The sequence below is a fragment of the Janibacter zhaoxuefangae genome, assembly GCF_050271985.1.
Taxonomy (GTDB): Bacteria; Actinomycetota; Actinomycetes; order Actinomycetales; family Dermatophilaceae.
Genome location: NZ_CP189849.1, coordinates 678885 through 703613, shown reverse-complemented (window position 1 = coordinate 703613; position 24729 = coordinate 678885). Strand labels below are relative to the sequence as shown.

Here is a 24729-nt window from a genome sequence, read left to right as displayed (position 1 = left end):
GTGCCCGACCAGCCCGCGAGCAACAACCCCCTGTCCGCTTTCGGCCCCAACGAATGGCTCGTCGACGAGCTCTTCGAGCAGTACAAGCAGGACAAGAATTCGGTGGATCGGGCGTGGTGGGACTTCTTCGAGGGCTACCAGCCGGGCGGCTCCGCGAGCAGCAACGGCTCGACCCCCGCCGCGCCGGTTGCCGAGGCGAAGGCTCCCGAGGCAGCGGCCCAGGCCTCGGCGCAGCCCGCTCCCAAGCCCGCCGAGAAGTCGGCCGCTCAGGCTCCGGCCGCGCCGGCAGCCCCCGCTCAGCCGGCCGCGAAGCCTGCTGAGCAGCCGGCGGCGAAGGCCCCCGAGAAGGCGGCCGAGAAGCCCGCAGCCAAGCCCGTCCCGCGCGACGCTGAGAAGCCGAAGGCGGCCGAGGCGACCGACGAGGACGAGATCATCTCGCTGCGCGGCGCCGCGGCCCGCGTCGTCGCGAACATGGACGCCTCCCTCGAGGTCCCGACGGCCACGAGCGTGCGGGCGATTCCCGCCAAGCTGCTCATCGACAACCGCGTCGTGATCAACAACCACCTCAAGCGCTCGCGCGGCGGCAAGGTCTCCTTCACCCACATCATCGGCTTCGCGCTGATCAAGGCGCTCGAGGCCATGCCGGAGATGAACGTCGGCTTCGGTGAGGACGAGAAGGGCCGCCCCGCCCTGATCAAGCCGGCCCACGTGAACTTCGGTCTCGCGATCGACCTGCAGAAGCCGGACGGCTCCCGCACCCTCGTCGTGCCGTCCGTCAAGGCCGCCGAGAAGATGGACTTCGCCCACTTCTGGAGCGCCTACGAGGACATGGTCCGCAAGGCGCGCGACAACAAGCTCGCCGTCGAGGACTTCCAGGGCACGACGATCTCGCTGACCAACCCCGGCGGCATCGGGACGGTCCACTCCGTCCCGCGCCTGATGAAGGGGCAGGGCGCCATCATCGGTGTCGGCGCACTGGAGTACCCGGCCGAGTGGCAGGGCGCGAGCGAGGAGACCCTCAGCCGCAACGCCGTCTCCAAGATCATCACCCTGACCTCGACGTACGACCACCGGATCATCCAGGGCGCGCAGTCCGGTGACTTCCTGCGGATCGTCCACCAGCTGCTCCTGGGCGAGGGCAACTTCTACGACGAGATCTTCGAGAGCCTCCGTCTGCCCTACGAGCCGATCCGCTGGGTCCGGGACATCAACACCTCGCACGACGACGACATCAACAAGGTCGCGCGTGTCCAGGAGCTCATCCACGCCTACCGCGTGCGCGGCCACCTCATGGCCGACACCGACCCGCTGGAGTACCGCCAGCGTCGGCACGACGACCTCGACGTCACGACCCACGGCCTGACCATGTGGGACCTGGACCGCGAGTTCGCCACGGGCGGCTTCGGTGGGGCCCCCTTCCTCAAGCTCCGCAACATCCTCGGCATCCTGCGTGACTCCTACTGCCGCACCACCGGCGTCGAGTACATGCACATCCAGGACCCGGACCAGCGCAAGTGGATCCAGGACAAGGTCGAGGTCGGCTACTCGAAGACGACGTCCGAGGAGCAGCTGCGGATCCTGCGCCGCCTCAACGCCGCCGAGGCCTTCGAGACGTTCCTGCAGACGAAGTTCGTCGGCCAGAAGCGCTTCTCCCTCGAGGGTGGCGAGTCCGTCATCGCGCTCCTCGACCGGATCCTCTGCCGCGCCGCGGCGGAGGGCCTCGACGAGGTCTGCATCGGCATGCCGCACCGCGGCCGCCTCAACGTGCTCGCCAACATCGCGGGCAAGTCCTACGGCCAGATCTTCCGCGAGTTCGAGGGCAAGCAGGACCCCCGCTCCGTCCAAGGCTCCGGCGACGTCAAGTACCACCTCGGCACCGAGGGCGAGTTCGTCGCCGAGGACGGTGCGCGCACCAAGGTCTACCTGGCCGCCAACCCGAGCCACCTCGAGGCCGTCAACCCCGTCCTCGAGGGCATCGCCCGCGCGAAGCAGGACCGCCTCAACCTTGCCGGTGAGGACTTCACCGTGCTCCCCGTGCTCCTGCACGGCGACGCGGCCTTCGCCGGTCAGGGCGTCGTGGCGGAGACGCTCAACCTGTCGCAGCTGCGCGGCTACCGCACCGGCGGCACCGTGCACGTCGTCATCAACAACCAGGTCGGCTTCACGACGTCGCCGTCCTCGAGCCGCAGCTCCACGTACTCCACCGACGTCGCGCGGATGATCCAGGCACCGATCTTCCACGTCAACGGTGACGACCCGGAGGCGTGCGTGCGCGTCGCCGAGCTCGCCTTCGAGTTCCGCCAGAAGTTCAACAAGGACGTCGTCATCGACATGGTGTGCTACCGCCGCCGTGGCCACAACGAGGGCGACGACCCCTCGATGACGCAGCCGCTGATGTACAGCCTCATCGAGAAGAAGCGCTCGGTCCGCAAGCTCTACACCGAGTCCCTCATCGCCCGCGGCGACATCAGCCAGGAGGACGCCGAGGCAGCCCTGCGCGACTACCAGGCCCAGCTCGAGCGTGTCTTCGTCGAGACGAAGGAGGCGCTCAAGTCCCCCGAGGCCGCCAACAGCGACGCCAACTACAAGGGCACCGACGTCGAGGGCCACACCGGCCTCGAGCCGCCGACCGCCCAGTCCTCGGACCAGACCACCCGGTCCGCGACCGAGACGGCCATCTCGCAGGAGGACCTCATCCACATCGGAGAGGCCTTCACGGACTACCCGGAGGGCTTCACGATCCACCCGAAGCTCGCCCAGGCCATGGAGAAGCGTGCGCTGTCCGTGCGCGAGGGCGGCATCGACTGGGCCACCGGTGAGCTGCTCGCCTTCGGTTCGCTCCTCAAGGAGGGCACACCGGTCCGTCTCGCCGGCCAGGACTCGCGCCGCGGCACCTTCGTCCAGCGGCACGCGGTCCTCATCGACAAGAACACGGCCGAGGAGTGGACCCCGCTGCTCTACCTCGGCGGTGGCCAGGCCAAGTTCTGGGTGTACGACTCGCTCCTGAGCGAGTTCGCGGCCATGGGCTTCGAGTACGGCTACAGCGTTGAGCGCCCCGATGCCCTCGTCCTGTGGGAGGCGCAGTTCGGTGACTTCTTCAACGGCGCGCAGACCATCGTCGACGAGTTCATCAGCTCGTCGGAGCAGAAGTGGGGCCAGCGCAGCTCGGTCGTCCTCCTGCTGCCGCACGGCTACGAGGGTCAGGGCCCGGACCACTCCTCCGCCCGCATCGAGCGCTTCCTGCAGATGTGTGCCGAGGAGAACATGACGGTCGCCTACCCGTCGACGCCGGCGTCCTACTTCCACCTGCTGCGCCGCCAGGCGTACAACCGGCCGCGTCGCCCGCTCATCGTCTTCACCCCGAAGTCGATGCTGCGCCTGAAGGCGGCCGCGTCCGCGCCGTCCGACTTCACCGAAGGTGGCTTCCGGGCCGTCCTGCCGGACACGAAGCAGCTCGACGGCCAGGCCGTCACGCGCGTGCTGCTGGCGTCCGGCAAGGTCGTCTGGGACCTCGAGGCGGAGCGCGCCAAGCGCGACGACGGCACGACCGCCCTGCTGCGGGTCGAGCGGCTCTACCCGCTGCCCGCGCAGGAACTGGCCGAGCAGCTCGCCGCCTACCCGAACGCCGAGGTCGTCTGGGTCCAGGACGAGCCGGAGAACCAGGGTGCGTGGCCCTTCATGTACCAGTGGCTCCCGGGCGAGCTGAAGGCCCACGGCGAGGAGCGCCCGCTGCGGGTCCTCTCCCGCACGGCCTCGGCCTCCCCCGCCACCGGGTCGAGCAAGAAGCACGCAGTCGAGCAGGCGGACCTCATCGCGTCCGCCTTCGACCGCTGATCGGTCCGACCCGTGTATTTCACGGATCGGGGCATCGAGGAGCTCGAGCAACGACGCGGCGAGGAGGAGGTCACCTTCGCGTGGCTGTCCGACCACCTGCGCACGTTCGTGGACCTCAACCCCGACTTCGAGGTCCCCGTCGAGAGGCTCGCCTCGTGGTTGGCTCGGCTTGACGATGATTTCGACGACGACGAGGAATGACATGAGCACAGACGCCGCCGGCAACGAGTTCACCCCGAGCGCGGACCACAGCGTCCCCTCGGAGGGTCCCCGTGACGTCGGGCTCGTCTTCATCGGCGCCTCGATGGTCGCCGGGGTCGGCGACCCCAAGGGGCAGGGCTGGGTCGGCCGCGTCGTCGGCCGCACGCCCACCTCCGACATCGAGCTGTCGTCCTACAACCTCGGGGTGCGAGGCCAGACGTCCGCCGACGTCCTCGCGCGCTGGCAGCAGGAGTGCGGGCTGCGCTGGGCCGGTCGCAGCGAGCGTCGCCTCGTGATCTCCTTCGGCACCAACGACATCGCCGCCGGGATCTCGCTGGCGCGTCACCGGCTCAACCTCGCCAACATCCTCGACGAGTGCGCGAGCCAGGGCATCGGCACCTTCGTCGTGAGCCCCCCGCCGAGCGACGACCCGGAGACGAACGTCGGCCTCGAGTCGCTCGTCGCGGCCCAGGCGGATGTCTGCTCCCGGCGCGGGGTCCCCTTCGTCGACTGCTACGCGCCGCTCGCGGTGCACGAGCAGTGGCAGTCGGACATGGCCGCGAGCCGGGTCCCCCACCACCCGGGTCAGGCCGGCTACGGCCTCATCGCGTGGCTCGTGCTGCACCACGGCTGGGCGGAGTGGCTCGGCGTCTCCGAGTGACCTGACGTCTCCGACGTGAACCGACGAGGGCCGGACCTGCGTGGCAGGACCGGCCCTCGTCGTCGTTCGGACGGGTTCACCCCAGCGGTGCGTCCATCGTCAGGACGATCTTGCCGAAGACGTCTCCCGAGGCGACGCGAGCGAACCCCTCGGCCGCCCGCTCCAGCGGGAGGACCTCGTCGATGACCGGGGTGATCCCCTGCTCGTCGACGAAGCGCACGAGCCGCTCGAGCTCCTGACGGTTGCCCATCGTCGAGCCGATGACGCGCAGCTGCTTGAAGAAGATCGTCGTCAGTTCGGCCTTCTCGGGTGCGTCACCGGAGGTCGCTCCGGAGATGACGATCGTCCCACCGGGCTTGAGGGCCTTCACGGAGTGCGACCACGTGGCCGCGCCGACGGTCTCCATGACGGCGTCGACCCGTTCGGGCAGCCGCTGGCCCGGGGCGAAGGCGGCCGCCGCCCCGAGTTCGACGGCGCGGGCCCCCTTCGACTCGTCGCGGCTGGTGACCCACATCCGGTAGCCGGCCGCGGAGCCGAGCTGCACCAGCGCGGTGGCGACGCCACCGCCGGCGCCCTGCACCAGGACGGTCGCGCCCGGGGTGAGACCGGCCTGGGCGAAGAGCATCCGGTAGGCGGTCAGCCACGCCGTGGGCAGGGTGGCCGCGTGCTCCCACGACATGCCCGCCGGCTTGGGCACGAGGTTGTGGGTCGGGACGAGGACCTTCTCGGCGAAGGTGCCGTCGTGGATCTCGGAGAAGAGGGAGCGAGAGCGGTCCAGTGTCTCGTCACCGTGCCATCCCTCCGAGGCGATCACCGAGTGCAGGATGACCTCGTTGCCGTGCTCGTCGAGGCCGGCGCCGTCGCAGCCGAGGATCATGGGGAGCCGGTCGGCGGGCAGGCCGACGCCCCGCAGGGACCACACGTCGTGGTGGTTGAGGGACGAGGCCCGCATGGTGACGAGGGACCAGCCGGGGCGGGGGGTCGGCTCGGGTCGGTCCGCGACGACGAGGCCGGAGAGGGGGTCGGTGCGGGACTGGGACGTGGCGAAGGCGGCAAGCATGGGACAGAACCTAGACCAACGGCCACCGTTAGGGTGAGCGCCATGCCATCCATGCTCGTCACCGGTGGGGCCGGGTTCATCGGCGCCAACTTCGTGCACCACGTCCTGGCCCACACCGACTCGAGCATCACCGTCCTCGACAAACTCACCTACGCGGCCAGCCGCGAGGCGCTCGAGGGGCTGCCCGAAGGTCGGGTGCGCCTGGTCGTCGGGGACGTCGCGGATCCCGAGGTGGTCGATCCGCTCGTGGCCGCCGCGGACGCGGTCGTGCACTTCGCCGCGGAGTCCCACAACGACAACTCGCTGCGCGACCCCTCCCCTTTCATCCGGACCAACCTCGTGGGCACCTTCACCCTCCTCGAGGCGGTCCGCAAGCACGACGTGCGCTATCACCACGTCTCGACCGACGAGGTCTACGGCGACCTCGCGCTCGACGACCCGGAGCGCTTCACCGAGGCGACGCCCTACAACCCCTCGAGCCCGTACTCGGCGTCGAAGGCCGGCTCGGACCATCTCGTGCGGGCGTGGGTGCGCTCCTTCGGGGTGCGTGCCACCCTGAGCAACTGCTCCAACAACTACGGTCCGTGGCAGCACATCGAGAAGTTCATCCCGCGCCAGATCACCAACGTCCTCGACGGCACCCGTCCGAAGCTCTACGGCAGCGGTGAGAACGTGCGCGACTGGATCCACGCCGACGACCACTCCAGCGCCGTCCTGGCCATCCTCGAGCGGGGACGCCCCGGCGAGACCTATCTCGTCGGCGCCGACGGCGAGCAGGACAACGCGACCGTCCTCCGGCTCATCCTCGAGTTGATGGGTCAGCCGGCGGATGCCTTCGACCACGTCACGGACCGGGCGGGCCACGACCTGCGGTACGCCATCGACTCCGCCAAGCTGCGGCGCGAGCTCGGCTGGACCCCCGCCCGCGGGGACTTCCGCGAGGGGCTCGCGGAGACCATCGACTGGTACCGGGAGCACGAGGCGTGGTGGCGCCCCCACAAGGACGCGACCGAGGCGCGCTACGCCGAGGCCGGCCAGTGACCGAGCTGAGCGTCGAGCGGACGGCCATCCCCGGCCTGCTCGTGCTGCGACTGCCCGTCCACCGCGACGAGCGCGGCTGGTTCAAGGAGAACTGGCAGCGGGAGAAGATGATCGCCCTCGGTCTCCCGGACTTCGCCCCGGTGCAGAACAACGTCTCCTTCAATGCCTCGCGCGGCGCGACCCGCGGGATCCACGCCGAGCCGTGGGACAAGCTCGTGTCGGTCTCGACGGGGCAGGTGTTCGGGGCCTGGGTGGACCTGCGGGAGGGCCCCACCTTCGGCGCGACCGTCACCCAGCTCGTCGACGAATCCGTGGCCGTCTTCGTCCCCCGCGGCGTCGGCAACTCCTATCAGGCGCTGGCCGACGACACGACCTACAGCTACCTCGTCAATGCACACTGGCGCCCGGGCGTGACCTACCCGGCCGTGCACCTCGGGGATGAGCGACTGGGCATCGAGTGGCCGATCCCGTTGGCGGAGAGCGAGATCAGCGCGAAGGATCACGCCAACCCGCGCTGGGACGACGTCGTCCCAATGCCCCGGCGCCGACCGCTCGTGCTCGGTGGCACAGGGCAGATCGGCCGGGCCCTGCGCGAGCTGCTCCCGGACGCGATCGCCCCGACCCGCGCGGAGCTCGACCTGAGCGACCCCGCATCGGTGGCCGCGTGGGACTTCGCAGCCCACGACGTCGTCATCAACGCGGCCGCGTACACCGCGGTCGACGCGGCCGAGACCGACGACGGCCGCGCGTCCGCCTGGGCGCTCAACGCCGTCGGCCCGGCGACCCTGGCCCGGCTGGCGCGGGAGCACCAGTTCCGCCTCGTGCACTACTCCAGCGACTACGTCTTCGACGGCACCCGCGAGGTCCACGACGAGGACGAGGCACCGAGCCCGCTGGGCGTCTACGGCCAGACGAAGGCGGCCGGCGACCTCGCCGTCGCCACCGCGCCGGACCACCTCATCCTGCGCACGACGTGGGTCATCGGTGAGGGAGCAAACTTCGTCGCGACGATGGCCCGCCTGGCCGGCGACGGCATCTCCCCGGCGGTCGTCGACGACCAGGTTGGCCGGCTCTCCTTCGCGCAGGACGTCGCCGCCGCGACGGTGCACCTGCTCGAGAGCGGCGCCCCCACCGGCACGTACGACGTGACGAACGACGGCGACCCGCTCACCTGGGCAGCGCTCGCGCGCGAGGTCTTCGCCGCCCGCGGCCGGGCGCGCGAGGACGTGCGGGCCATCACGAGCGCCGAGTTCGCCGCCTCCCGCCCCGGGCTCACGGCGCCGCGCCCCGCCCACAGCACGCTCGACCTGACCCGGCTCACGGCGACGGGATTCAGCCCGCGCGATCACGTCGAGGCGCTGCACGACTGGCTCGCCCGGCACGACTGACCGGCCCCGTGCCCGACGGCGGCGCGGGGCTCAGCGAGGCGCGGCGTCGTCCAGCAGGGACATGAGGTAGCGGCCGTAGCCGCTCTTGAGGAGGGGCTGGGCTCGTTCGCGGAGGGCGTCGTCGTCGAGGTGGCCCATGCGCCAGGCGACTTCCTCGGGGGTGCCGACGAGCAGGCCCTGCCGGTCCTGGACGGTGCGGATGAAGTTGCTCGCGTCGTTGAGGGAGTCGAAGGTGCCGGTGTCGAGCCAGGCCGTGCCGCGCGGGAGGATCTCGACGCGCAGGCGGCCTTCGTCGAGGTAGGTGCGGTTGAGGTCGGTGATCTCGAGTTCGCCGCGGGCCGAGGGGTGCAGGGCTTTCGCGCGTTCGGTGACGGATCCGTCGTAGAAGTAGAGGCCGGGGACGGCGTAGTTGCTCCGGGGCGCGGCCGGCTTCTCCTCCAAGGAGAGGGCTCGGCCGGTGGCGTCGAACTCGACCACGCCGTAGTCGCTCGGGTTGGCGACGCGGTAGGCGAAGACGGCGGCGCCGTCGAGTCCGGCGAACCGTTGGAGTTGGGTGCCCAGGCCGGGGCCGTAGAAGAGGTTGTCGCCGAGGATGAGCGCGACGTCGCCGCCGGCGATGTGGTCCTCGCCGATGATGAAGGCCTGTGCGAGGCCGTCGGGGCTGGGCTGGCGGGCGTAGGTGATCGAGATCCCGAACTGGGACCCGTCGCCCAGGAGCCGCTCGAACTGGTCCGCGTCGTGCGGGGTCGTGATGACGAGGACGTCCCGGATCCCGGCGAGCATCAGCGTGCTCAACGGGTAATAGATCATCGGCTTGTCATAGACCGGCACCAGCTGCTTGCTGACCCCGATCGTGATCGGATGCAGACGGCTACCGGTCCCCCCGGCCAAGATGATTCCTCGCACGTGGGTCACGATAACGTTTGGTCGGTCAGGGGACGGCGACGATCGTCGCGAGGAGCGGAAGGTGCCGACGTGTCCGAGGGCTCACGGTGGTCGACGGCCGCACTCGTCGGCCTGCTCGTCGTCGACGTCGCCCTCGTCGCCGCGGCCTTCGCCGGGGTGCGGTTCGACGCCTCCTCGCGCACGGACGACTCCCCCTCCCGTTTTGCGGGAACGACGTCCGGCGCACCGTCCGACACCGCCTCCGAGACCACCCCGACCGACGTCGAGGTGACCCGGCGCCCGGCGACCCTGCTCGCCGTGGTCGACGCCCGCGTCGCCTGGCGCGCGACGGTCGGTGGGTGCGCCGACGGCGGCGCCGGCGTGGAGCTGACGTCGGACGGCGGCGCCCAGTGGGTCGCGGTCGGCACCGACCCCGGCCTGTCCACGATCAGCGGGCTGCGCCCCGAGACGGCCGCCGCCGGGTTCGTCGTCGGGGCGTCCACCGACTGCACGGTCGGCGCGAAGGGGACCGTCGACGGCGGCTCCACGTGGACGGCCGTGGCCGGACCCGAGGGCGTGTGGTCCCTCGACCCCGCCCACCAGCGCAACGTCCTCGCGCCCGGCGGAGCGAGCATCAAGCCGTGCGGCGACACCGTCGTCGTCGACGTCGCCGACGTGCCGGGGCGCGCGTCGACCGCGGCCGCGCTGTGCGCCGACGGGGAGGTCGTGCGGACCGAGGACCAGGGCGAGTCCTGGTCGAGCGCGGGCAGCGCGCCCGGCTCTCTCGCCCTCGCGCTGACGACGCTCGGTGGCGGGGACGCCGGCGTCGTGGTCGCCGGCACCTCCGACGACTGCGCGGGCATCGCCGTGTCCGCCTTCGACACCGCCTCGGCCGACACGTCGTCCGAGGCCGCCCTCACTCCCCTGAGCTGTCTGGGGAAGGATCGGCCGAGCGAGGGCGACCTCGATGTCTCGGCGCGCGGCAGCGTCGTCTGGCTCCTGGCCGGTGACGAGACCTGGGTGGCCGACGGCGACCTCGAGACGTGGGACGAGAGACTGCCGACTGACTACGTCGCCGGCGCGTTGTCCGCGACGGCCCGGGCGACGGTGTCCGCGACGCCCTCGGCAAAGACGCTCGGCACGATCATCTCGGCCGTCGGTTCCTCGACCATGGCCGCGATCGCCCGGGCCGCCGCGAGCTTCATCGTCTCCGTGATGGCGCTGGCGCCGGAGTCGAGCGCTCCGCGGAAGATCCCGGGGAAGGCCAGGACGTTGTTGATCTGGTTCGGGAAGTCGCTGCGGCCCGTCGCGACCACCTCCGCGTGCCGACGCGCGACCTCCGGGTGGACCTCGGGATCGGGGTTGGCGAGCGCGAAGATGATCGACCGATCGGCCATCCGGGCGATCTGCTCCTCGGGCACCGTCCCACCCGAGACGCCGACGTAGACGTCCGCGCCCACGAGCGCCTCGGCCATCGTCCCCTGCACGCCACGCGGGTTCGTCGAGGCGGCGAGGCGGTGCTTGTGCTCGACGAGGTCCGTGCGGGCGGGGCTGACGATGCCGCGGGAGTCGCACACGATGACGTCGCGCACACCCGCACGCTGCAGCAGCTTGGTGACGGCGACCCCGGCCGCGCCCGCCCCACCGACGACGATCCGCAACTCGTGGAGCTCCTTCTCGACCACCTTCGCGGCGTTGGTCAGGCCGGCGAGCACGACGATGGCGGTGCCGTGCTGGTCGTCGTGGAAGACGGGGATGTCGAGGCGCTCCTTGAGCTGCTCCTCGATCTCGAAGCATCGCGGCGCGGAGATGTCCTCGAGGTTGATGCCGCCGTAGGTGGGCGCGAGCCGGGCCACGGTCTCGACGATCTCGGCGACGGACCCCGTCTCCAGGCAGACCGGGACGGCGTCGACGCCGGCGAAGTGCTTGAAGAGAACGGCCTTGCCCTCCATGACGGGCATCGCGGCGAGGGGGCCGATGTCGCCGAGGCCGAGCACCGCGGTGCCGTCGGTGATGACGGCGACGGTGTTGCGGCGCGCCGTGTAGCGATCGACGAGGCTCGGGTCGGCCGCGATGGCGCGGGAGACGTCCGCGACGCCGGGCGTGTAGAGCAGCGACAGGTCCTCGGCGCCCCGCAGGGGCTTCGTGGCGCGTACCTCGAGCTTGCCGCCCTCGTGCGCCCGGAACGCGGCAGCGTTCGGGTCGAACAGGGGCAAGGACGGGGACGCGGACACGATGAATACCACCTTGGAACGAGAGGGAGCACCACGCCGATGCGCGGTGCGTTCCTGCGCGAGCGGGGTGGTGCTCGATGAGGGAAGAAGTTCGGGCGGTCGCCCGCAGCAACCATGACACACGACCCCCGCCAAGGCCATGACCCGGAGGGCAGGTGTGATCCTCCTCGCGTGGCACGATGGGCCGGTGACCGCCCGCCCCGGCCTCGTCCGCGTCAGCGGCCGCTCGATGGAGCCCACCCTCCTGGAGGGTGATCTCCTGCTCGTCCTCTGGGGAGCGCCGGCGAAGGCGGGGGCGATGGCTCTGCTCGAATTGCCCCCGGATGCCGCGGGCCAGCCCCGGCCGCTGGCGGTGAAGCGCACCGTGGAGATCGACCCTGCCGACCCGGACCGCTGGTGGGTCGAGGGCGACAACCTCGGCGTCGGCGTCGACTCATGGACGCTGGGGAGCCTGCCTCGCCGGTCGGTGCGCGCCCGCGTCGTGACCCGACTCCCCCGTTGGCGACCGCGCCGTCCTCTCGGGCGCTCCGATGGCTGACGCGTCGGCCGGAACCGGCACTCGCCCGACGACCATGCCCGCGTGGCGTCGAGCGGTCCAGCTGCCGCTCGGCTGCATCGTGCTGGGGCTCGGTGTCTGCCTGCTCCTGCAGGCCGAGCTCGGCTCGGACGGGTACTCGACCTTGATGAGTGGCCTGTCCATGGCCTCCGGGTGGGACTTCGCCATCGTCAGCTGGCTCAGCGCGGGCGTGCTCGTCGGTATCGCCTGGTGGCGGGGGCAACGCCCCGGTCCGGGCACGGTCGCCCAACTCGTGCTCGTCGGGCTCACGGTGAGCCTCGTGATGCGTGTCCTGCCGCCGATCGACCATCTCGGCACCCGGATCGGCCTCTTCGCGGCTGGCTACCTGGTGCTGTGCGTCGGGGTGGCGGCCTATCTGGCGACGGATCTCGGTGCCGGCCCCGCCGAGGCCGCGGCGCTCGCCTTCGACCCGCCCCTCCGGTTCGGCTGGAGCTACACGATCTTCCAGCTGATCGGGGTCCTCGTCGGCTGGTGGTGCGGCGCGGCCGTCGGCGTCGGCACCCTCATCCTCGCCGCCGGCATCGGCTGGTCGATCGACCGATTGATACCCCTGCTCGGTCAGCCCGCCCGTGACAACCCGCCCGGCCCTGACACCTCCGGCACCGCGCGATAGGTTGATGAGTGCAAAGCACCCTCAACTTCAGAAGGGAACGACCATGCGCATGTCCCGCTTCTTCAACATCCCGACGGTGAGCGCCCACTGCGACCTCCCGTGCGGCGTGTACGACCCCGCACAGGCCCGCATCGAGGCCGAGTCCGTCAAGGCGATCATCGCCAAGGTGGCCGACAACGACGACCCCGACTTCCGCACGCGCGCCGTGGTCATCAAGGAGCAGCGCAGCCAGCTCGTCAAGGAGCACCTGTGGGTGCTCTGGACCGACTACTTCAAGCCGCCGCACTTCGAGAAGTACCCGCAGCTGCACACCCTCATCAACGAGGCCACGAAGCTCGCGGGCGCGTCCGGCACGAAGGGCGAGTTCGACGCCGCCAAGGCCGACGAGCTGCTCGCCAAGATCGACGAGATCGACGCGATCTTCAAGGAGACCAAGAAGGCCTGACGGCCTGGTGCGGGCCGACGGCTCGCGTCAGCCGCGTTCCCCCGGGGCCTCGTTCCTCGGGGTGGCCTTCGGTGAAGGGGTCCGACCAGTCGGTCGGGCCCCTTCGCGCGTGCTCGCCCGCTCCGCGGCGGCCTCGGCGCGCAGCATCATCGGCCGTCGGCGTTGCAGGACGGCGCCCAGGGCCTCGACCACCTCGGGGTCGTACTCGTAGCCGAGACCGAGGTGGATCCGCTCCATCGCCCGGTCCTGGGCGGGGAGGCTGCCCGCTCCCTCGGTGATGTCGTCGAAGGCGTTGGCCACCTTCAGGATCCGCGCGGACAGGGGCAGCGCCTCGCCGTGCTCCCGACTCTGGCGGTAGGGCACGTTCTGCCGGGCGATGGCGTCGGCGACGTCACTCAGGACGCCGGTGTCGCGGACGATGCGCGCCCCGTCATCCGCGATCTCCCGCTGGTCGAACGGGGCCGCCAGGAGGGTCGCTCCACCGGGGATGGGCTCGACGAGCGCCACCTGTCCCAGATCGTGCAGGAGCGCCGCGTACTCGTAGCGGACGATCTCCTGGGGCGGCCGGCCCAGCTCGCGGCCGATCCCCCGGGTCAGCTCGGCCACCCGCACGGCGTGCCCCGGCCGAGTGAACCCGGCGATGTCGGTGAGACCGGCGAGCGCCTCGATGGTCTCCCGGTAGGTGCGACGGATGGCGTCGTGACGCCGGGTGGCCAGGAGCGTCAGCAGTGCGGGGACGATGAAGAACGGCAGGGCGGCCAGGCCCAGGACCGGCGCCGCCAGCGCGATGAGCGCCCCCGTCGTTGACAGCCCGAGTGGCGCCGCAAAGCCCTGGGACAACTCCTCGCGGAGGGTCGCAGCCGTGGTGTGGCCGTCGTCCGCGGCACGGCAGGTCGCGACGAGCACCGTCTCGACGACGAGCACGGTCAGGGAGGCGCCGAGCATCGCCATCCCGATGGGTGCCTTGTCGCTCGCCTGCGTGGCCGCGTCGAAGACGGACCCCGCCCCCGGCAGCGGCAGGCGATAGAGCGCCAGCCCGGCACAGATCGCGAGGTATCGGGCGGCCGTGTCGCTGATGTGCCTCAGATCGCCCGGACCGCGGCGGAACGCGATGACGGCGAAGGAGAACCCCACGACCACGAGAACCCCGGCGATGGAGAGTTCGCGGCCACCGGCCGCCCAGTGACCCATCCCGAAGGCGAGGGCCCCGATCGACGCCAACGGAGCGGCGTCCTGTCGGTCGAGCAGGGGCAACCGCACGCGGCCGCCGATGAGCATGACGACGACGAAGGTGGCCACCGACCACGCGTTGGCCGTCCAGTCCTGGCTGGGGCCGACGACGAGCGAGACCACCGCGGCGAGCAGCGCGATCACCCCGGCGGCGACGACGGCGACGCGGCGGAGGTTGACCGGCGGACCGGGCCAGTGCGGGGTCATCGTCCCTGCCCCGATCGTCGCGACGTCGTTCGCGTGTGCGCCGCCGCCCGCGACCCCGTGCGCGCCCGCCGGGCGTCGAGGCGGACCGCTATGCGCTCGGAGACGCCGGGCTCGTCGTGACCGGCGCCGCCCTTCGCCCGGGGAGCGTGCTCCGGCTGCTCGGTCGGCGTGCCCGTCGGGCTTGACCCCTCGAGTCGCACGGCGGAGGCGAGCGCCGGCAGCAGGGCCGGGTCGAACTCCGTCCCGGCTCGGGCAGCAAGGGCCACCAACGCGGCCTGCGACGAGAGCGCCGGACGATCCTCGTGACCCGACGTCAGGACCTCGTAGGCCTCGGCGAGGGCCACGATGCGGGCGCCCACCGGGATGGCCTCACCGGCGAGGCCGTCGGGATAGCCGCGACCGTCCCACCGCTCATGGTGGTGACGTACGGCGGCACGGCTCTCCTCAAGGAACTCGATCCCTTCGAGCATGAGAGCACCGGCCTCCCCGTGACGCAGGACGAGGTCGAGGTCGTCACCCTCAACCGTGTCGGCCTGGCGGAGGACGTCGTTGGGGACGGTGAGCGTGCCGACGTCGTGCAGCATCCCGGCCATGCTCACGGCCTCGACGCGGTTGGCGCCGATACCGCTGGCCTCGGCCACCATCCGGCTGAGGGAGGCGACGCGCAGCAGGTGACCGGTGGCCCCGGGGTCCTTGAGTTGCACGGCCGAGACGAGGGCGTTCATCGTGCGCTCATGCGCCTGCTGCTCCTCGCCGTACTGCGCGTAGGCCCACTGGGCGGCGAGCAGCGGGGGCATGACGAGCACGGTGGCGAAGGCGCCGACCCCGGCCGGCACCCACAGCACGGCATAGACGAAGCCGATGACGCCGTAACCGACGTACACCGGACCTGTCGCCGTCAGCATGCGCAGCATCTGATTGCGGAAGCGCACGCCGGTGGCCGCCCAGAGGACACCCGACACGAGCACGACGTTGGTGAGGCACTGGAGGACGTCGACGAGGGCGATGGCCAGACCGACGCCGACGATGAGCTCGCCGGCACCCAGATCGCGTGCCAGGGGCTCGCCACTCCGGACCCAGTGGAAGGCGAGTCCGCCGACGAGGCCGAGTGCCCCGGAGAGCGCGAGGTTGAACAGCCACTGGACGAAGGGCTGTCGGGGCCGGCTGGGCACGATCGTCGCGGCGAATCCGACGATCCCGGCGCCCACGGGGCCGACGAGGGCCGCAGCCGCCACGAGAACGACGCTCGTCAACGAGAAGGAGAGGTCTCGCCCGGACTCCGCACGCTGGCGCACGAACCAGCTGGTCGCGGCGAGGGCGCAGAGGATGGCCAGGGCGACGGGGTTGCCCGGGCGGCCCCCGACCACCCACGCCAGGACGAGGAGGGCGGCCGTCCCGAGGACGGTCGCCCCCACGACGACATTGACGCGCGCCCGTCGCGAGCGCGCGTCAATGTCGTTCATGCGGCCACGATATCGAGCGCGGCCTCATGGTGTCCGTTCAGCGGGGGGCGACGCCCCAGCCCCAGATCGGTCGCAGGCCGGGTCCACGGTGGAAGTTCGTCATGACAGCTCAATTCTCGCAAGGGGACGGTCGTCCGGCGCGCAGCCGGGGGGATGCACACTGGATGCTCGAATCATGCCAGTTTCGAGCCCGTTTGGTCACCCCCAACTCAGAGCGCGGGACGGCCGGACCGGAGGACTCCGGGGCTGTGACAGAATGGGGCGGATCGACGGCGCCCCGCGCGCCGGGAGACGACGTCAAGGAGAACCCCATGAGCAAGCGTGCTCGCAAGCGTCGCGACCGCAAGAAGAAGGGCGCGAACCACGGGCGTAAGCCCAACGCCTGAGCGGCCCCGCACAGCGCACGAAGGGGGCGCCCCGACCATCCGGTCGGGGCGCCCCCTTCGTCGTACGCCCATCGGGCGATCTCAGTCGAGGTACTCGATGCGCACCGTCGTGATCCGCTGGAGGATCGTCGTGCGGAGCGCCACCGGCGCCTCCTCGCACTGGCACGAGCGCTTGACGAGCGCCTTCAGTGCCTGATCGAGGTCGTACTGCGCCAGGCAGGGCGCGCAGTCAGCGAGGTGCTGCTGGATCTTCAACGTGTCGACCAGCGCCATCTCGCCGTCGAGGTACTCGTAGACCCGGTGCAGGGTCTCCGAACAGTCGGCGCCGGCGGGGACGTCGGGAGGGGTGGCTTCCGCGCTCACTTGGTGTCCTCCTTCGCCATGCCACGCTCGGCGGCGTAGTCGGCGAGCATCTCCCTCAGCTGACGACGTCCGCGGTGGAGCCGCGACATCACCGTGCCGATGGGAGTCTCCATGATCTCGGCGATCTCCTTGTAGGCGAAGCCCTCCACGTCGGCCAGGTAGACGGCCATCCGGAAGTCCTCGGGGAGCGCCTGGAGTGCCCGCTTCACCTCGGTGTCGGGCATGTGGTCCAGCGCCTCGACCTCGGCGGATCGCAGGCCCCTGGACGTGTGGGACTCGGCGCGGGCGAGCTGGTAGTCCTCGACCTCGGCCGCGTCGGACTGCAGCGGCTCGCGCTGCTTCTTGCGGTACGTGTTGATGTAGGTGTTGGTGAGGATGCGGTACATCCACGCTTTGAGGTTCGTCCCCGGCTTGTACTGGTGGAAGGCGTTGTAGGCCTTCGCGTACGTCTCCTGGACGAGGTCCTCCGCGTCGGCCGGGTTGCGGGTGGTGCGCAGGGCCGCGGAGTAGAGCTGATCGAGCAGGGGCATCGCCTCCCGCTCGAACCGCGCGCGCCGCTCGTCCGTGGTCTCGGAGGCCACGTCGACGGCGGAGTCAGAGGTCATGTCGGTCATCGCGCTCCAGCCTAGTGTCGGAGCTGCAGATGAGGATGTGTGGAGGACCAGCACGCGCTTCCTTCCGGCGGGCGAGCGGGCTCGGAGCCCGCGGGTTGCACTCGATGAGCGTCAACACGTCCCCGCCGGTGCGCATTCCCGACGTCAGTCACCCCTTCGCCGGCGCGGCCGAGCGACTCGTCGCCCGGGCGCGGCGCTTGAGCCCCTTCATCCCGCCCTTCGCGAGGATCCCGACGGTCTGCCGCAGCGAGGTCTCGTTGGGCAGCGACAGTCGGACGACGGTGCGCCACGCGGAGAACACCTGGCGGGGCAGCGATCCGCTCGTGTAGGCGAGGCCGTAGCGATCGGCGATCTCCCGCACGCGCGGCGCGATCTGGATGTAGCGGTTGCTCGGGAGGTCGGGGAAGAGGTGGTGCTCGATCTGGTGGCTGAGGTTGCCCGTCATGATGTGCATCGCGCGCGATCCGGAGATGTTGGCGGAGCCGAGCATCTGGCGCAGGTACCACTCGCCGCGGGTCTCCCCGTCGATGGAGCGCTTGGCGAAGGTCGCGACGCCCTCGGGGAAGTGACCGCACATGATCACCGAGTGGGTCCAGATGTTGCGCACGATGTTGGCCGTGACGTTGGCGGCCAGGGTCGGCAGGACGTTCGGGCCGGACAGCAACGGGTGCACGACGTAGTCGCGGGTCGCCTGCCGGCGGATCTTGTTGATCACCTTCGCGCTGTCCCGCTTGAAGACGGCCTTGTCCTTGCGCCCCTTGAGGTAGGCGCCGAGCTCGAGGTCGTAGGAGGCGATGCCGTATTCGAAGATCAGCATGTTGGCGGCGTTCCAGATCGGCTGACCGAGGTGCATCGGCACCCAGCGCTGGGCCTCGTCCACGCGCATGATGCCGTAGCCGAGGTCGTTGTCCTTGCCGATGACGTTCGTCCACGTGTGGTGCAACTCGTTGTGCGAGTGCTTCCACAGGTCCGACGGGGTGGCGTTGTCCCACTCCCACCGGGTCGAGTGGATCTTCGGGTCACGCATCCAGTCCCACTGACCGTGCATGACGTTGTGGCCGATCTCCATGTTCTCGAGGATCTTGGCGATCGAGAGTCCGGTCGTGCCGATGACCCATGCCGCGGGGAACCCGGAGAAGAGAAGTACGCCGCGGCTGGCCAGCTCGAGGCTGCGCTGCACGGTGATGACCCGGCGGATGTAGGCGGCGTCGGACTCACCGCGCTCGCGCAGGACCTCGTCCCGCAGCGCGTCGAGCTCCCGGCCGAGCTCCTCGACCTGCTCGTCGGAGAGGTGCGCGGTGGGGTCCTCGACCCCTTCGGGGGTGCGCGAGACGCGCGGCGCGCGGGTGGGGTCGGCGACGACGGACAGGCGGGAGTGCGAGCGCGGCGTGCGCTGGTCGCGGCCGGGCTTGATCGGCACGGGCGCCTCGTTCAGGGCCTCGAGGTCGAGTGCCTCCAGGTCCGCGGCGCTCAGGGTCGAGGTGGTGTCCACGGCAGTCATGAGTGGCTCCTTGTGGTGGAAGGGGGTCAGCAGGCTTCGGGGTCGTGCGCGGTCAGAGGTCGATCGCGCAGGCGCCGGCGACGGCGGAGATGCAGGTCTGGACGGGGATGCTGTCGCCGTCCTCGGCGACGGTGAGCGACCCGTCTCGCAGGTCGCGGACGACGCCCCGGCGCAGCGGGACGACGCAGCCGTAACAGATGCCCATCCGGCAGCCGGAGGGCATGAGGACTCCGGCGTCCTCGCCGGCGTCGAGCAGTGGGGTGGACCCGTCGGCGTCGACCTCGACGCCGGCGCCGAGGAAGGTCACGGTGCCGCCCCCGCCGGGGGCGATGACGACGGGCCGGAAGCGCTCGGTGTGCACCGCGTCGGCGAGACCCGCGGCGGCGTGGTGTTCCTCGAGGGCGTCGAGCATCGCGGTCGGGCCGCAGGCCCAGGTCTGTCGGTCGCGCCAGTCCGGGACGAGTTCGTCGAGGTGCGCGGGCTCGACGATGCCCGCGCTCCGGGTGTGCCGCTCGTGCAGGGTGATGACCCGGCGCGCAGCGAGCTCCCGCAACTCCCCGGCGAAGATGACGTCGTCCGCCATGGGCGCGGAGTGGACGAGGGTGATGTCGGTCGCGCCCGCCCACCGGTCGAGGTGGCGCAGCATGCCCATGACCGGGGTGATGCCGCTGCCCGCGGTGAGGAAGAGGATCCGCTCGGGCAGGGGGGACGGCAGGGTGAAGTCGCCGGTGGCCTGGTCCAGGTGCACGAGTGTGCCCGGCCGTGCGCGCCGCACGAGGTGGTTGCTCACGACGCCGTCGGTCATGGCCTTGACCGTGATGGTGATCAGGCCACCCGGCGCGTCGGCGGGAGAGGTCAGGGAGTAAGCCCGCCACTGGCGGACGCCGTCGACGTCGATGCCGATCCGGATGTACTGCCCGGGCACGTGACCCGCCCAGCCTCGTCCGGGGCGAATCGTGATCGTGGCCGCGTCCGCCGTCTCCGGGGTGATGTCGACGATGCGACCGCGCAGGGCGGCCGGGTTGCTGAGCGGAGCGATGAGGTCGAGATAGTCGCTCGGCACGAGCGGCGTGGTCGCCGCGCGGACGAGGCCGGCGACAAGGTCGCGCGCCCGGCTGGCGGCGCGGGGCGCCGGAGGGGAGTCGAGATGCAAGGCCATGCATCCATCGTCTCGTCCGCAGGGAGTAGTTTGTTGTCCTGACCACGTGAACTTCGGGGTCGGAGTTGTTCCCTGCGAACAAGAATGGGCATTCTCGTGACCGACGACCATCAACGACGCACCCGACCCGCCGCCGGACGCGCGCCGAGCGGGCCGGCGCTCGAGCGCGTGACCCTCGGCCTCGAGCCGCCGGTGGTGGAGGCCATGCGCGCCCGGCTGCCCACCGTCGGGGCCCTGTGCGTGGCGGCGATCATCGACGAGGTGCCCGAATACAGCCGGGCCATGCAGGGTCCGATCGGGGCCAAGATCGAGTCAGCGGTCCAGGTGGCCCTCGGCACCTTCCTCGATCTGGCGGCGAGGCGACCCGGTGGCGCCCCCGTGGGGGCGCTCGCACCCGCCCTCGACGCGGCGCACGACCTCGGTCGCGGCGAGGCCCGCAGCGGGCGCAGCATGGACGCGCTCCAGGCCGCTTACCGCGTCGGCGCCCGCGTGTCCTGGCGCGAGCTCTCGGCCCAGGGACTGGAGCTCGGCAGTCCCCCGGCGCGGCTCGCCGACTTCGCCGAACTCGTCTTCGCCTACATCGACGAACTGTCGGCGGCGAGCGTCTCCGGCCACGCGGCGGAGTCCGCCGGGGCCGAGGTCCAGCGGCGCCGGGAGCGCGAGCGGCTGACCCGCGCCCTCCTCCACGGCGGCACGCCGGAGGTGCTGACCGCCGAGGCCGACCGCATTGGCTGGACCGGCCCACAGAGCCTCACGGCGGTCCTCCTCCCGGGTCCGCGGCTGCACACCGTGGCCGGGCTGCTCGACCGGCGGACACTGGCGGCGACCGAGGATCTCCCCGGTTTGCGTGCCGACGATGACCTCGGCGTGCTCCTCGTCCCCGATGCCGGCGGCGCCGCTCGGCCCCAACTGCTGTCTGTCCTCGGCGGCCGCCGCGCCATCGTCGGCCCGGCGCTGCCGTGGCTCGACGTCCATCGCTCGTGGGAGCGCGCCGTCCGGACCCATCGCCTCATGGCGGACCCCGGCGACGCACGCGGTCTGCGGCGACCCGACGACGGCGCGCCCGTCGACACCCAGGACCTCCTGTCCGACCTCGTCGTCGCGGCCGACCCGGAGTCGCTGGCCGACCTTCGCGCCAGGGTGTTGGCGCCGATGGCCGACCTCGGCGACGGCGCCCGCGACCGGCTCGAGGAGACGCTTCGCTCCTGGTTGCTGCACCTCGGGCGACGCGACGACGTCGCCGCCGACCTGCACGTGCACGCGCAGACCGTCCGCTACCGCATGGGGCAGATCCGCGAGCTCTACGGCGAGCGCCTGAACGACCCCGCATGGGTGCGCGCGCTCGTCATCGCGCTCGGCTGACCCATCGACCGGCAGCCGCGCCGAGCCGTCGGCCGGGCATCACCCTGAGTGGCCGCAGAGGTGCCGTCCTGCTCCGCTCAGAGCCCTGCGAGGAGCAGGCGCGTGCCCTCGAGCACCGGCGTGGGCCGGGTCGGGAAGGCGTGCGTCCCCGGCGCCGCGGACACGATGTCGGGCAGGTCCGCGAGCGGGACGCCGAGCTCCGCGGCGAGCCCGGCGCGGACGTCGTCGGGCGTGCCGAAGGGGTCGCGCTCCCCCTGGACGACGCGCACCGGAAGGCCAGCGCGCAGCGGCGTCGCCAACTCGGGAGCGCGGGTGGCGCTGGCGTCCTTGCCCGGTGGCACGAGCGGGAAGGAGAGGCACAGCACCGCATCCGCGCCCACCTGGCTCGCGGTCCGGCACGCGACCCGCGCGCCCGCGCTGCGCCCACCGACGACGAGTGGACCGGGCAGCCGCCCGCGCCCGCTCGTCAGCGCCGCGACGATCGGCACCCAGCCGGCGTCGAGTCGTGCCGGCGGCGGGGCGACCTTCTTGCCGGCCACGCGCCACGGCATCTCGACGAGCACGACGGCCCAGCCGTCACCGGGCAGCTCCTCCGCCAGGAGTCGAAGGTCGCTCGAGCCGATCCCGCCGCCCGCGCCGTGTCCGAGCACGAGCGTCCCCCGGGCCTGCTGCGGCCGACCGACGTGCGCGCGCGCGAGGCCCGTCGGAGTCTCGATCTCCTTCTGTCGCACGGTGATTCGCGCCATCAGAGGGTCACCCCGTCGATGATCTCGCCCGTCATCGGGTCGACCACGCCGAGGAGGGTCGACACCGGCGCGGGCTCCAGCAGCTGCGGCCCGTTGTTGCGCGAGGAGCCCACGGCCCGCCCGATGGGGTACGCCTCGAACCGTCCCGGCTGCGCGAGCGCCAGCATCCCGGACACCTCCTCGAGGTCCGTCAGTTCAGGGTCGAGCCATCGCGACCAGTCGGCGCGCTCGAGGACGAGGGGCTGCCGGTCGTGGATCCGGTCCAGGCCCGGCTCGGCGGCCGTCGTGACGATGGTGAAGGTCGCGAGCCACGCGTCGGGGTCCTCACCGTCGGCGATCGCCGGGTCCCGCCAGAACTCGTACAGCCCGGCCATGGCCAGGCGATCACCGTCCGCGCGATGGATGTGGAACGGCTGCTTGCGCGGCTTCCCCTTCGCGTCCGTGGCCGTCGGCGAGACCTGCCACTCGTACCAACCGTCGGCGGGCACGAGGCAGCGGCGGCGGGCAACCGCCTTCGCGAAGGCCGGCTTGGCCACCACGGTCTCCGCGCGCGCGTTGGTCATCCGCATGCCCATGGAGATGTCCTTGGCCCAGCTCGGGACGAGACCCCAGGTGAGCAGGCGCAGCTGCCGCGTCGGCGGTTCGTCCTTGCCGCGAGTGAGGACGACCGGCGCGCGCTTGCTCGGTGCCATGTTCCAGTCGGGGGTGCCGGCCGGTGGCTGCTGGGGGCTCTTGAGGATGCTGCGCGACGGCTCGCCCGTGCGGTCCTGCTCGACCTCGAACTCCTCGACGAGCAGGTCGGGGTTCGCACTGGCTGCGTAGCGACCGCACATGTCGGTCAGGCTACGCGGGACGCGACTGCACGGCCTTCCCGGGAGCAACTACGGTAGGAGTTGGACGCACCCGACTCACCAAGGAGTAGGTACATGCTCATTCGACGACTCGCCCGACTGGCCCTCGCCGGGATCTTCATCTCCGGCGGCCTTGACTCGCTCAAGCACCCGCAGAGCAAGAAGGCGATGGCCGAGCCCGTCGTGCAGCGCCTCGCCGGTCCCCTCGGACTCCCGCAGGACACCGAGCTGCTCGTGCGCGCGAACGCCGCCACCATGCTGGCCGGCGGCTCCCTGCTCGCCCTCGGTCACCTCCCGCGCCTCGCGTCGACCGTGCTCGTGGGTGCGATGATCCCGACCACCGCCACCCACGACTTCTGGGCGCAGACGGACCCGGCCGAGAAGAAGAAGCAGCGCACCCAGTTCCTCAAGAACGTCGCGATCATCGGCGGCCTCACCCTCGCCGCGCTCGACACCGAGGGCAAGCCCGGTCTGGCCTACCGCGCCAAGCTGGCCGGCCGCAGCGCCGACCGCACCGTGTCCACGACCCGACGTGAGGCCCGCCACGCGGCCCGCGCAGCCCGTCGCGAGGCCCGCCTGGCCGCTGCGCATGCCAAGCATGCCTTCAGCTGATTGGAACGCCCCGGCAGCCGCGGGGCCCGTGTCCGCACGGGTCCTGCTGCCGGGGAGCAAGTCCCTGACCAACCGCTACCTCGTCCTGGCGGCCCTCGCCGAGAGCACGTCCCGGCTGCGGGCTCCGCTGAGGTCGCGCGACACCCTCCTCATGGCGGAGGCTCTGCGCCAACTCGGCGCCGGCGTCGAGGACGCGACCTCGCACGGTGAGGCCTCCCCCGACTGGATCGTCACGCCCGCGTCCCTGCGCGGCGGCGTCAGCGTGGACTGCGGCCTCGCCGGGACCGTCATGCGCTTCCTGCCGGCCGTGGCCGCCCTGTGCGACGGCCCGGTCCGCTTCGATGGGGACGAGCAGGCCCGCGTCCGCCCCGTCGGCCCGGTCCTCGACGGTCTGCGCGCCCTCGGCGCCGAGGTGGACGACGATGGCCGCGGCACCCTCCCCTTCACCGTCACCGGTCCCGTCGGGGGCATGCCCGGTGGCAGGGTCACCCTCGACGCCTCGGCGTCCTCCCAGTTCGTCTCGGGCCTCCTGCTCGCCGGCACCCGCTACCGGGACGGTGTGACGATCCACCACGACGGCAAGCCGATCCCGAGCCTGCCGCACGTGGCGATGACGATCGAGACCCTGCGCGACGCGGGCGCGGTCGTCGACGACGACGAGGCCAACACCTGGCGCGTGGAGCCCGGCGAGCTGCGCGGCCTCGACGTGGCCGTGGAGCCCGACCTGTCGAACGCGGCCCCCTTCCTCGCCGCGGCGCTCGTCACGGGCGGCGAGGTCGTCGTGCCGGGTTGGCCGCAGCACACGAACCAGGCGGGCGACGAATTGCGCGACATCCTCGACGCCATGGGCGCCGACGTCTCGCTGTCTCGTTCCGGCCTGACGGTCCGCTCGGACGGCCACATCAACGGCGTCGACCTCGACCTGCACGACGCGAGCGAGCTGACCCCGGTCATCGCCGCTCTCGCCGCCCTCGCCGAGGGGCCGAGCATCATCCGCGGAGTCGCCCACATCCGCGCCCACGAGACCGACCGCCTCGCGGCGCTGACCCGGGAGCTCAATGCCCTCGGCGGCGACGTCGTCGAGCGCGAGGACGGTCTCGAGATCCGACCGCGGCCGCTGCACGGCGGCACCTTCCACACCTACGCCGACCACCGGATGGTCATGGCGGGGGCCGTGGTCGGGTTGGCCGCCGAGGGCGTCGTCGTCGAGGACGTCGACACCGTGGCCAAGACGCTGCCCGAGTTCGTCGCCCTGTGGGATCGGATGCTCGCCTCGACGGGCACCGAGGACTGACG

General features: G+C 71.5%; 23 protein-coding genes. 12 read left to right on the top strand and 11 right to left on the bottom strand.

Translation table 11 applies throughout. From position 1 onward, the window contains the following. Genes ACQBAS_RS03450 through ACQBAS_RS03440 form a run of 3 tightly spaced genes read left to right on the top strand, consistent with a single transcriptional unit; the run spans position 1 to position 4696 of the window. Positions 1-3834: a multifunctional oxoglutarate decarboxylase/oxoglutarate dehydrogenase thiamine pyrophosphate-binding subunit/dihydrolipoyllysine-residue succinyltransferase subunit gene (locus ACQBAS_RS03450; RefSeq protein WP_427384994.1), complete on the top strand. Its 3834-nt coding sequence runs from the start codon at positions 1-3 to the stop codon at positions 3832-3834. A gap of 12 nt (positions 3835-3846) precedes the next feature. Beyond that, entirely contained in the window at positions 3847-4035 is a 189-nt protein-coding gene (locus ACQBAS_RS03445) for a DUF6104 family protein (protein ID WP_427384993.1), read from the top strand. A 1-nt stretch (position 4036) separates the two neighbouring features. Continuing rightward, entirely contained in the window at positions 4037-4696 is a 660-nt protein-coding gene (locus tag ACQBAS_RS03440; RefSeq protein ID WP_427384992.1) for a GDSL-type esterase/lipase family protein, read from the top strand. Between the two features lie 76 nt (positions 4697-4772). Here the strand turns inward: ACQBAS_RS03440 and ACQBAS_RS03435 are convergent, their stop codons facing one another. Further along, complete coding sequence (locus tag ACQBAS_RS03435; RefSeq protein ID WP_427384991.1) at positions 4773-5756, bottom strand: zinc-binding dehydrogenase; 984 nt, start codon at positions 5754-5756, stop codon at positions 4773-4775. Between the two features lie 42 nt (positions 5757-5798). Here ACQBAS_RS03435 and rfbB point away from each other — a divergent pair, with 42 nt between their 5' ends. Both rfbB and ACQBAS_RS03425 read left to right on the top strand, forming a co-directional pair. Next, positions 5799-6797: a dTDP-glucose 4,6-dehydratase gene (rfbB, locus tag ACQBAS_RS03430; RefSeq protein ID WP_427384990.1), complete on the top strand. Its 999-nt coding sequence runs from the start codon at positions 5799-5801 to the stop codon at positions 6795-6797. Further along, positions 6794-8185, top strand: coding sequence for a sugar nucleotide-binding protein (locus tag ACQBAS_RS03425; protein WP_427384989.1), 1392 nt, complete (start codon positions 6794-6796; stop codon positions 8183-8185). Before rfbB ends, ACQBAS_RS03425 begins: the two co-directional genes overlap by 4 nt. Before the next feature lie 30 nt (positions 8186-8215). Here ACQBAS_RS03425 and rfbA read toward each other — a convergent pair whose 3' ends face one another. Continuing rightward, complete coding sequence (gene rfbA / locus ACQBAS_RS03420; protein ID WP_427384988.1) at positions 8216-9091, bottom strand: glucose-1-phosphate thymidylyltransferase RfbA; 876 nt, start codon at positions 9089-9091, stop codon at positions 8216-8218. Between the two features lie 1046 nt (positions 9092-10137). Continuing rightward, entirely contained in the window at positions 10138-11304 is a 1167-nt protein-coding gene (locus tag ACQBAS_RS03415) for an NAD(P)-dependent malic enzyme (RefSeq protein ID WP_427384987.1), read from the bottom strand. A 187-nt stretch (positions 11305-11491) separates the two neighbouring features. On the opposite strand from ACQBAS_RS03415, the gene ACQBAS_RS03410 reads away from it, so the two are divergent. The 3 genes from ACQBAS_RS03410 to sodN are packed head-to-tail and all read left to right on the top strand — an operon-like array spanning position 11492 to position 12939. Then, positions 11492-11842, top strand: a complete 351-nt coding sequence (locus tag ACQBAS_RS03410) for a peptidase S24 (protein ID WP_427384986.1) — start codon at positions 11492-11494, stop codon at positions 11840-11842. Further along, positions 11835-12494, top strand: a complete 660-nt coding sequence (locus ACQBAS_RS03405; RefSeq protein WP_427384985.1) for a hypothetical protein — start codon at positions 11835-11837, stop codon at positions 12492-12494. Before ACQBAS_RS03410 ends, ACQBAS_RS03405 begins: the two co-directional genes overlap by 8 nt. A 43-nt stretch (positions 12495-12537) precedes the next feature. Next, the gene (sodN, locus tag ACQBAS_RS03400; protein ID WP_427384984.1) at positions 12538-12939 is read left to right on the top strand and encodes a superoxide dismutase, Ni; all 402 of its coding nucleotides are present in this window, start codon (positions 12538-12540) and stop codon (positions 12937-12939) included. 27 nt (positions 12940-12966) lie between these two features. Here the strand turns inward: sodN and ACQBAS_RS03395 are convergent, their stop codons facing one another. After that, positions 12967-14376, bottom strand: coding sequence for an HD-GYP domain-containing protein (locus tag ACQBAS_RS03395; RefSeq protein WP_427384983.1), 1410 nt, complete (start codon positions 14374-14376; stop codon positions 12967-12969). Continuing rightward, positions 14373-15839 carry an HD-GYP domain-containing protein gene (locus tag ACQBAS_RS03390; protein ID WP_427384982.1) on the bottom strand — a complete coding sequence of 489 codons (1467 nt, stop codon included), beginning with the start codon at positions 15837-15839 and terminating at the stop codon, positions 14373-14375. The genes ACQBAS_RS03395 and ACQBAS_RS03390 overlap by 4 nt, the downstream gene beginning before the upstream one ends. Positions 15840-16150: 311 nt before the next feature. Here ACQBAS_RS03390 and ACQBAS_RS03385 point away from each other — a divergent pair, with 311 nt between their 5' ends. Next, on the top strand, positions 16151-16225 hold the full coding sequence (locus ACQBAS_RS03385; RefSeq protein WP_369299113.1) for a 50S ribosomal protein bL37: 75 nt from the start codon (positions 16151-16153) through the stop codon (positions 16223-16225). 81 nt (positions 16226-16306) lie between these two features. Here ACQBAS_RS03385 and rsrA read toward each other — a convergent pair whose 3' ends face one another. From rsrA to ACQBAS_RS03365, 4 genes are all read right to left on the bottom strand, one after another. Continuing rightward, positions 16307-16588 carry a mycothiol system anti-sigma-R factor gene (rsrA, locus tag ACQBAS_RS03380; RefSeq protein WP_427384981.1) on the bottom strand — a complete coding sequence of 94 codons (282 nt, stop codon included), beginning with the start codon at positions 16586-16588 and terminating at the stop codon, positions 16307-16309. Next, entirely contained in the window at positions 16585-17202 is a 618-nt protein-coding gene (locus tag ACQBAS_RS03375; RefSeq protein WP_427384980.1) for a sigma-70 family RNA polymerase sigma factor, read from the bottom strand. Before ACQBAS_RS03375 ends, rsrA begins: the two co-directional genes overlap by 4 nt. 148 nt (positions 17203-17350) lie before the next feature. Beyond that, positions 17351-18703, bottom strand: a complete 1353-nt coding sequence (locus ACQBAS_RS03370) for a fatty acid desaturase family protein (protein ID WP_427384979.1) — start codon at positions 18701-18703, stop codon at positions 17351-17353. Positions 18704-18755: 52 nt separating this feature from the next. Beyond that, entirely contained in the window at positions 18756-19862 is a 1107-nt protein-coding gene (locus ACQBAS_RS03365; RefSeq protein WP_427384978.1) for a ferredoxin reductase, read from the bottom strand. 96 nt (positions 19863-19958) lie between these two features. Here ACQBAS_RS03365 and ACQBAS_RS03360 point away from each other — a divergent pair, with 96 nt between their 5' ends. After that, complete coding sequence (locus tag ACQBAS_RS03360) at positions 19959-21224, top strand: PucR family transcriptional regulator (protein ID WP_427384977.1); 1266 nt, start codon at positions 19959-19961, stop codon at positions 21222-21224. 77 nt (positions 21225-21301) lie between these two features. On the opposite strand, the gene ACQBAS_RS03355 is transcribed toward ACQBAS_RS03360, so the two are convergent. Next, the gene (locus ACQBAS_RS03355) at positions 21302-21970 is read right to left on the bottom strand and encodes an alpha/beta family hydrolase (RefSeq protein ID WP_427384976.1); all 669 of its coding nucleotides are present in this window, start codon (positions 21968-21970) and stop codon (positions 21302-21304) included. Continuing rightward, complete coding sequence (locus ACQBAS_RS03350) at positions 21970-22803, bottom strand: SOS response-associated peptidase (protein WP_427384975.1); 834 nt, start codon at positions 22801-22803, stop codon at positions 21970-21972. The genes ACQBAS_RS03355 and ACQBAS_RS03350 overlap by 1 nt, the downstream gene beginning before the upstream one ends. 93 nt (positions 22804-22896) lie before the next feature. On the opposite strand from ACQBAS_RS03350, the gene ACQBAS_RS03345 reads away from it, so the two are divergent. Continuing rightward, positions 22897-23433 (top strand): DoxX family protein, encoded by a 537-nt coding sequence (locus ACQBAS_RS03345; protein ID WP_427384974.1) that lies wholly within the window; start codon positions 22897-22899, stop codon positions 23431-23433. Next, a complete protein-coding gene (gene aroA, locus ACQBAS_RS03340) occupies positions 23420-24727 on the top strand; it encodes a 3-phosphoshikimate 1-carboxyvinyltransferase (RefSeq protein WP_427384973.1) in 1308 nt (435 codons plus the stop codon). Before ACQBAS_RS03345 ends, aroA begins: the two co-directional genes overlap by 14 nt. Positions 24728-24729: the final 2 nt, after the last annotated feature.

Excerpts from the sequence above, each read along its gene's own strand:
- ACQBAS_RS03440 (WP_427384992.1), top strand. The coding sequence starts at position 4,037 with ATGAGCACAGACGCCGCCGGCAACGAGTTCACCCCGAGCGCGGACCAC.
- ACQBAS_RS03435 (WP_427384991.1), bottom strand. The coding sequence starts at position 5,756 with ATGCTTGCCGCCTTCGCCACGTCCCAGTCCCGCACCGACCCCCTCTCC.
- rfbB (WP_427384990.1), top strand. The coding sequence starts at position 5,799 with ATGCCATCCATGCTCGTCACCGGTGGGGCCGGGTTCATCGGCGCCAAC.
- ACQBAS_RS03405 (WP_427384985.1), top strand. The coding sequence starts at position 11,835 with ATGGCTGACGCGTCGGCCGGAACCGGCACTCGCCCGACGACCATGCCC.
- sodN (WP_427384984.1), top strand. The coding sequence starts at position 12,538 with ATGCGCATGTCCCGCTTCTTCAACATCCCGACGGTGAGCGCCCACTGC.
- ACQBAS_RS03395 (WP_427384983.1), bottom strand. The coding sequence starts at position 14,376 with ATGACCCCGCACTGGCCCGGTCCGCCGGTCAACCTCCGCCGCGTCGCC.
- ACQBAS_RS03390 (WP_427384982.1), bottom strand. The coding sequence starts at position 15,839 with ATGAACGACATTGACGCGCGCTCGCGACGGGCGCGCGTCAATGTCGTC.
- ACQBAS_RS03375 (WP_427384980.1), bottom strand. The coding sequence starts at position 17,202 with ATGACCGACATGACCTCTGACTCCGCCGTCGACGTGGCCTCCGAGACC.
- ACQBAS_RS03370 (WP_427384979.1), bottom strand. The coding sequence starts at position 18,703 with ATGACTGCCGTGGACACCACCTCGACCCTGAGCGCCGCGGACCTGGAG.
- ACQBAS_RS03365 (WP_427384978.1), bottom strand. The coding sequence starts at position 19,862 with ATGGCCTTGCATCTCGACTCCCCTCCGGCGCCCCGCGCCGCCAGCCGG.
- ACQBAS_RS03355 (WP_427384976.1), bottom strand. The coding sequence starts at position 21,970 with ATGGCGCGAATCACCGTGCGACAGAAGGAGATCGAGACTCCGACGGGC.
- ACQBAS_RS03350 (WP_427384975.1), bottom strand. The coding sequence starts at position 22,803 with ATGTGCGGTCGCTACGCAGCCAGTGCGAACCCCGACCTGCTCGTCGAG.
- ACQBAS_RS03345 (WP_427384974.1), top strand. The coding sequence starts at position 22,897 with ATGCTCATTCGACGACTCGCCCGACTGGCCCTCGCCGGGATCTTCATC.
- aroA (WP_427384973.1), top strand. The coding sequence starts at position 23,420 with ATGCCTTCAGCTGATTGGAACGCCCCGGCAGCCGCGGGGCCCGTGTCC.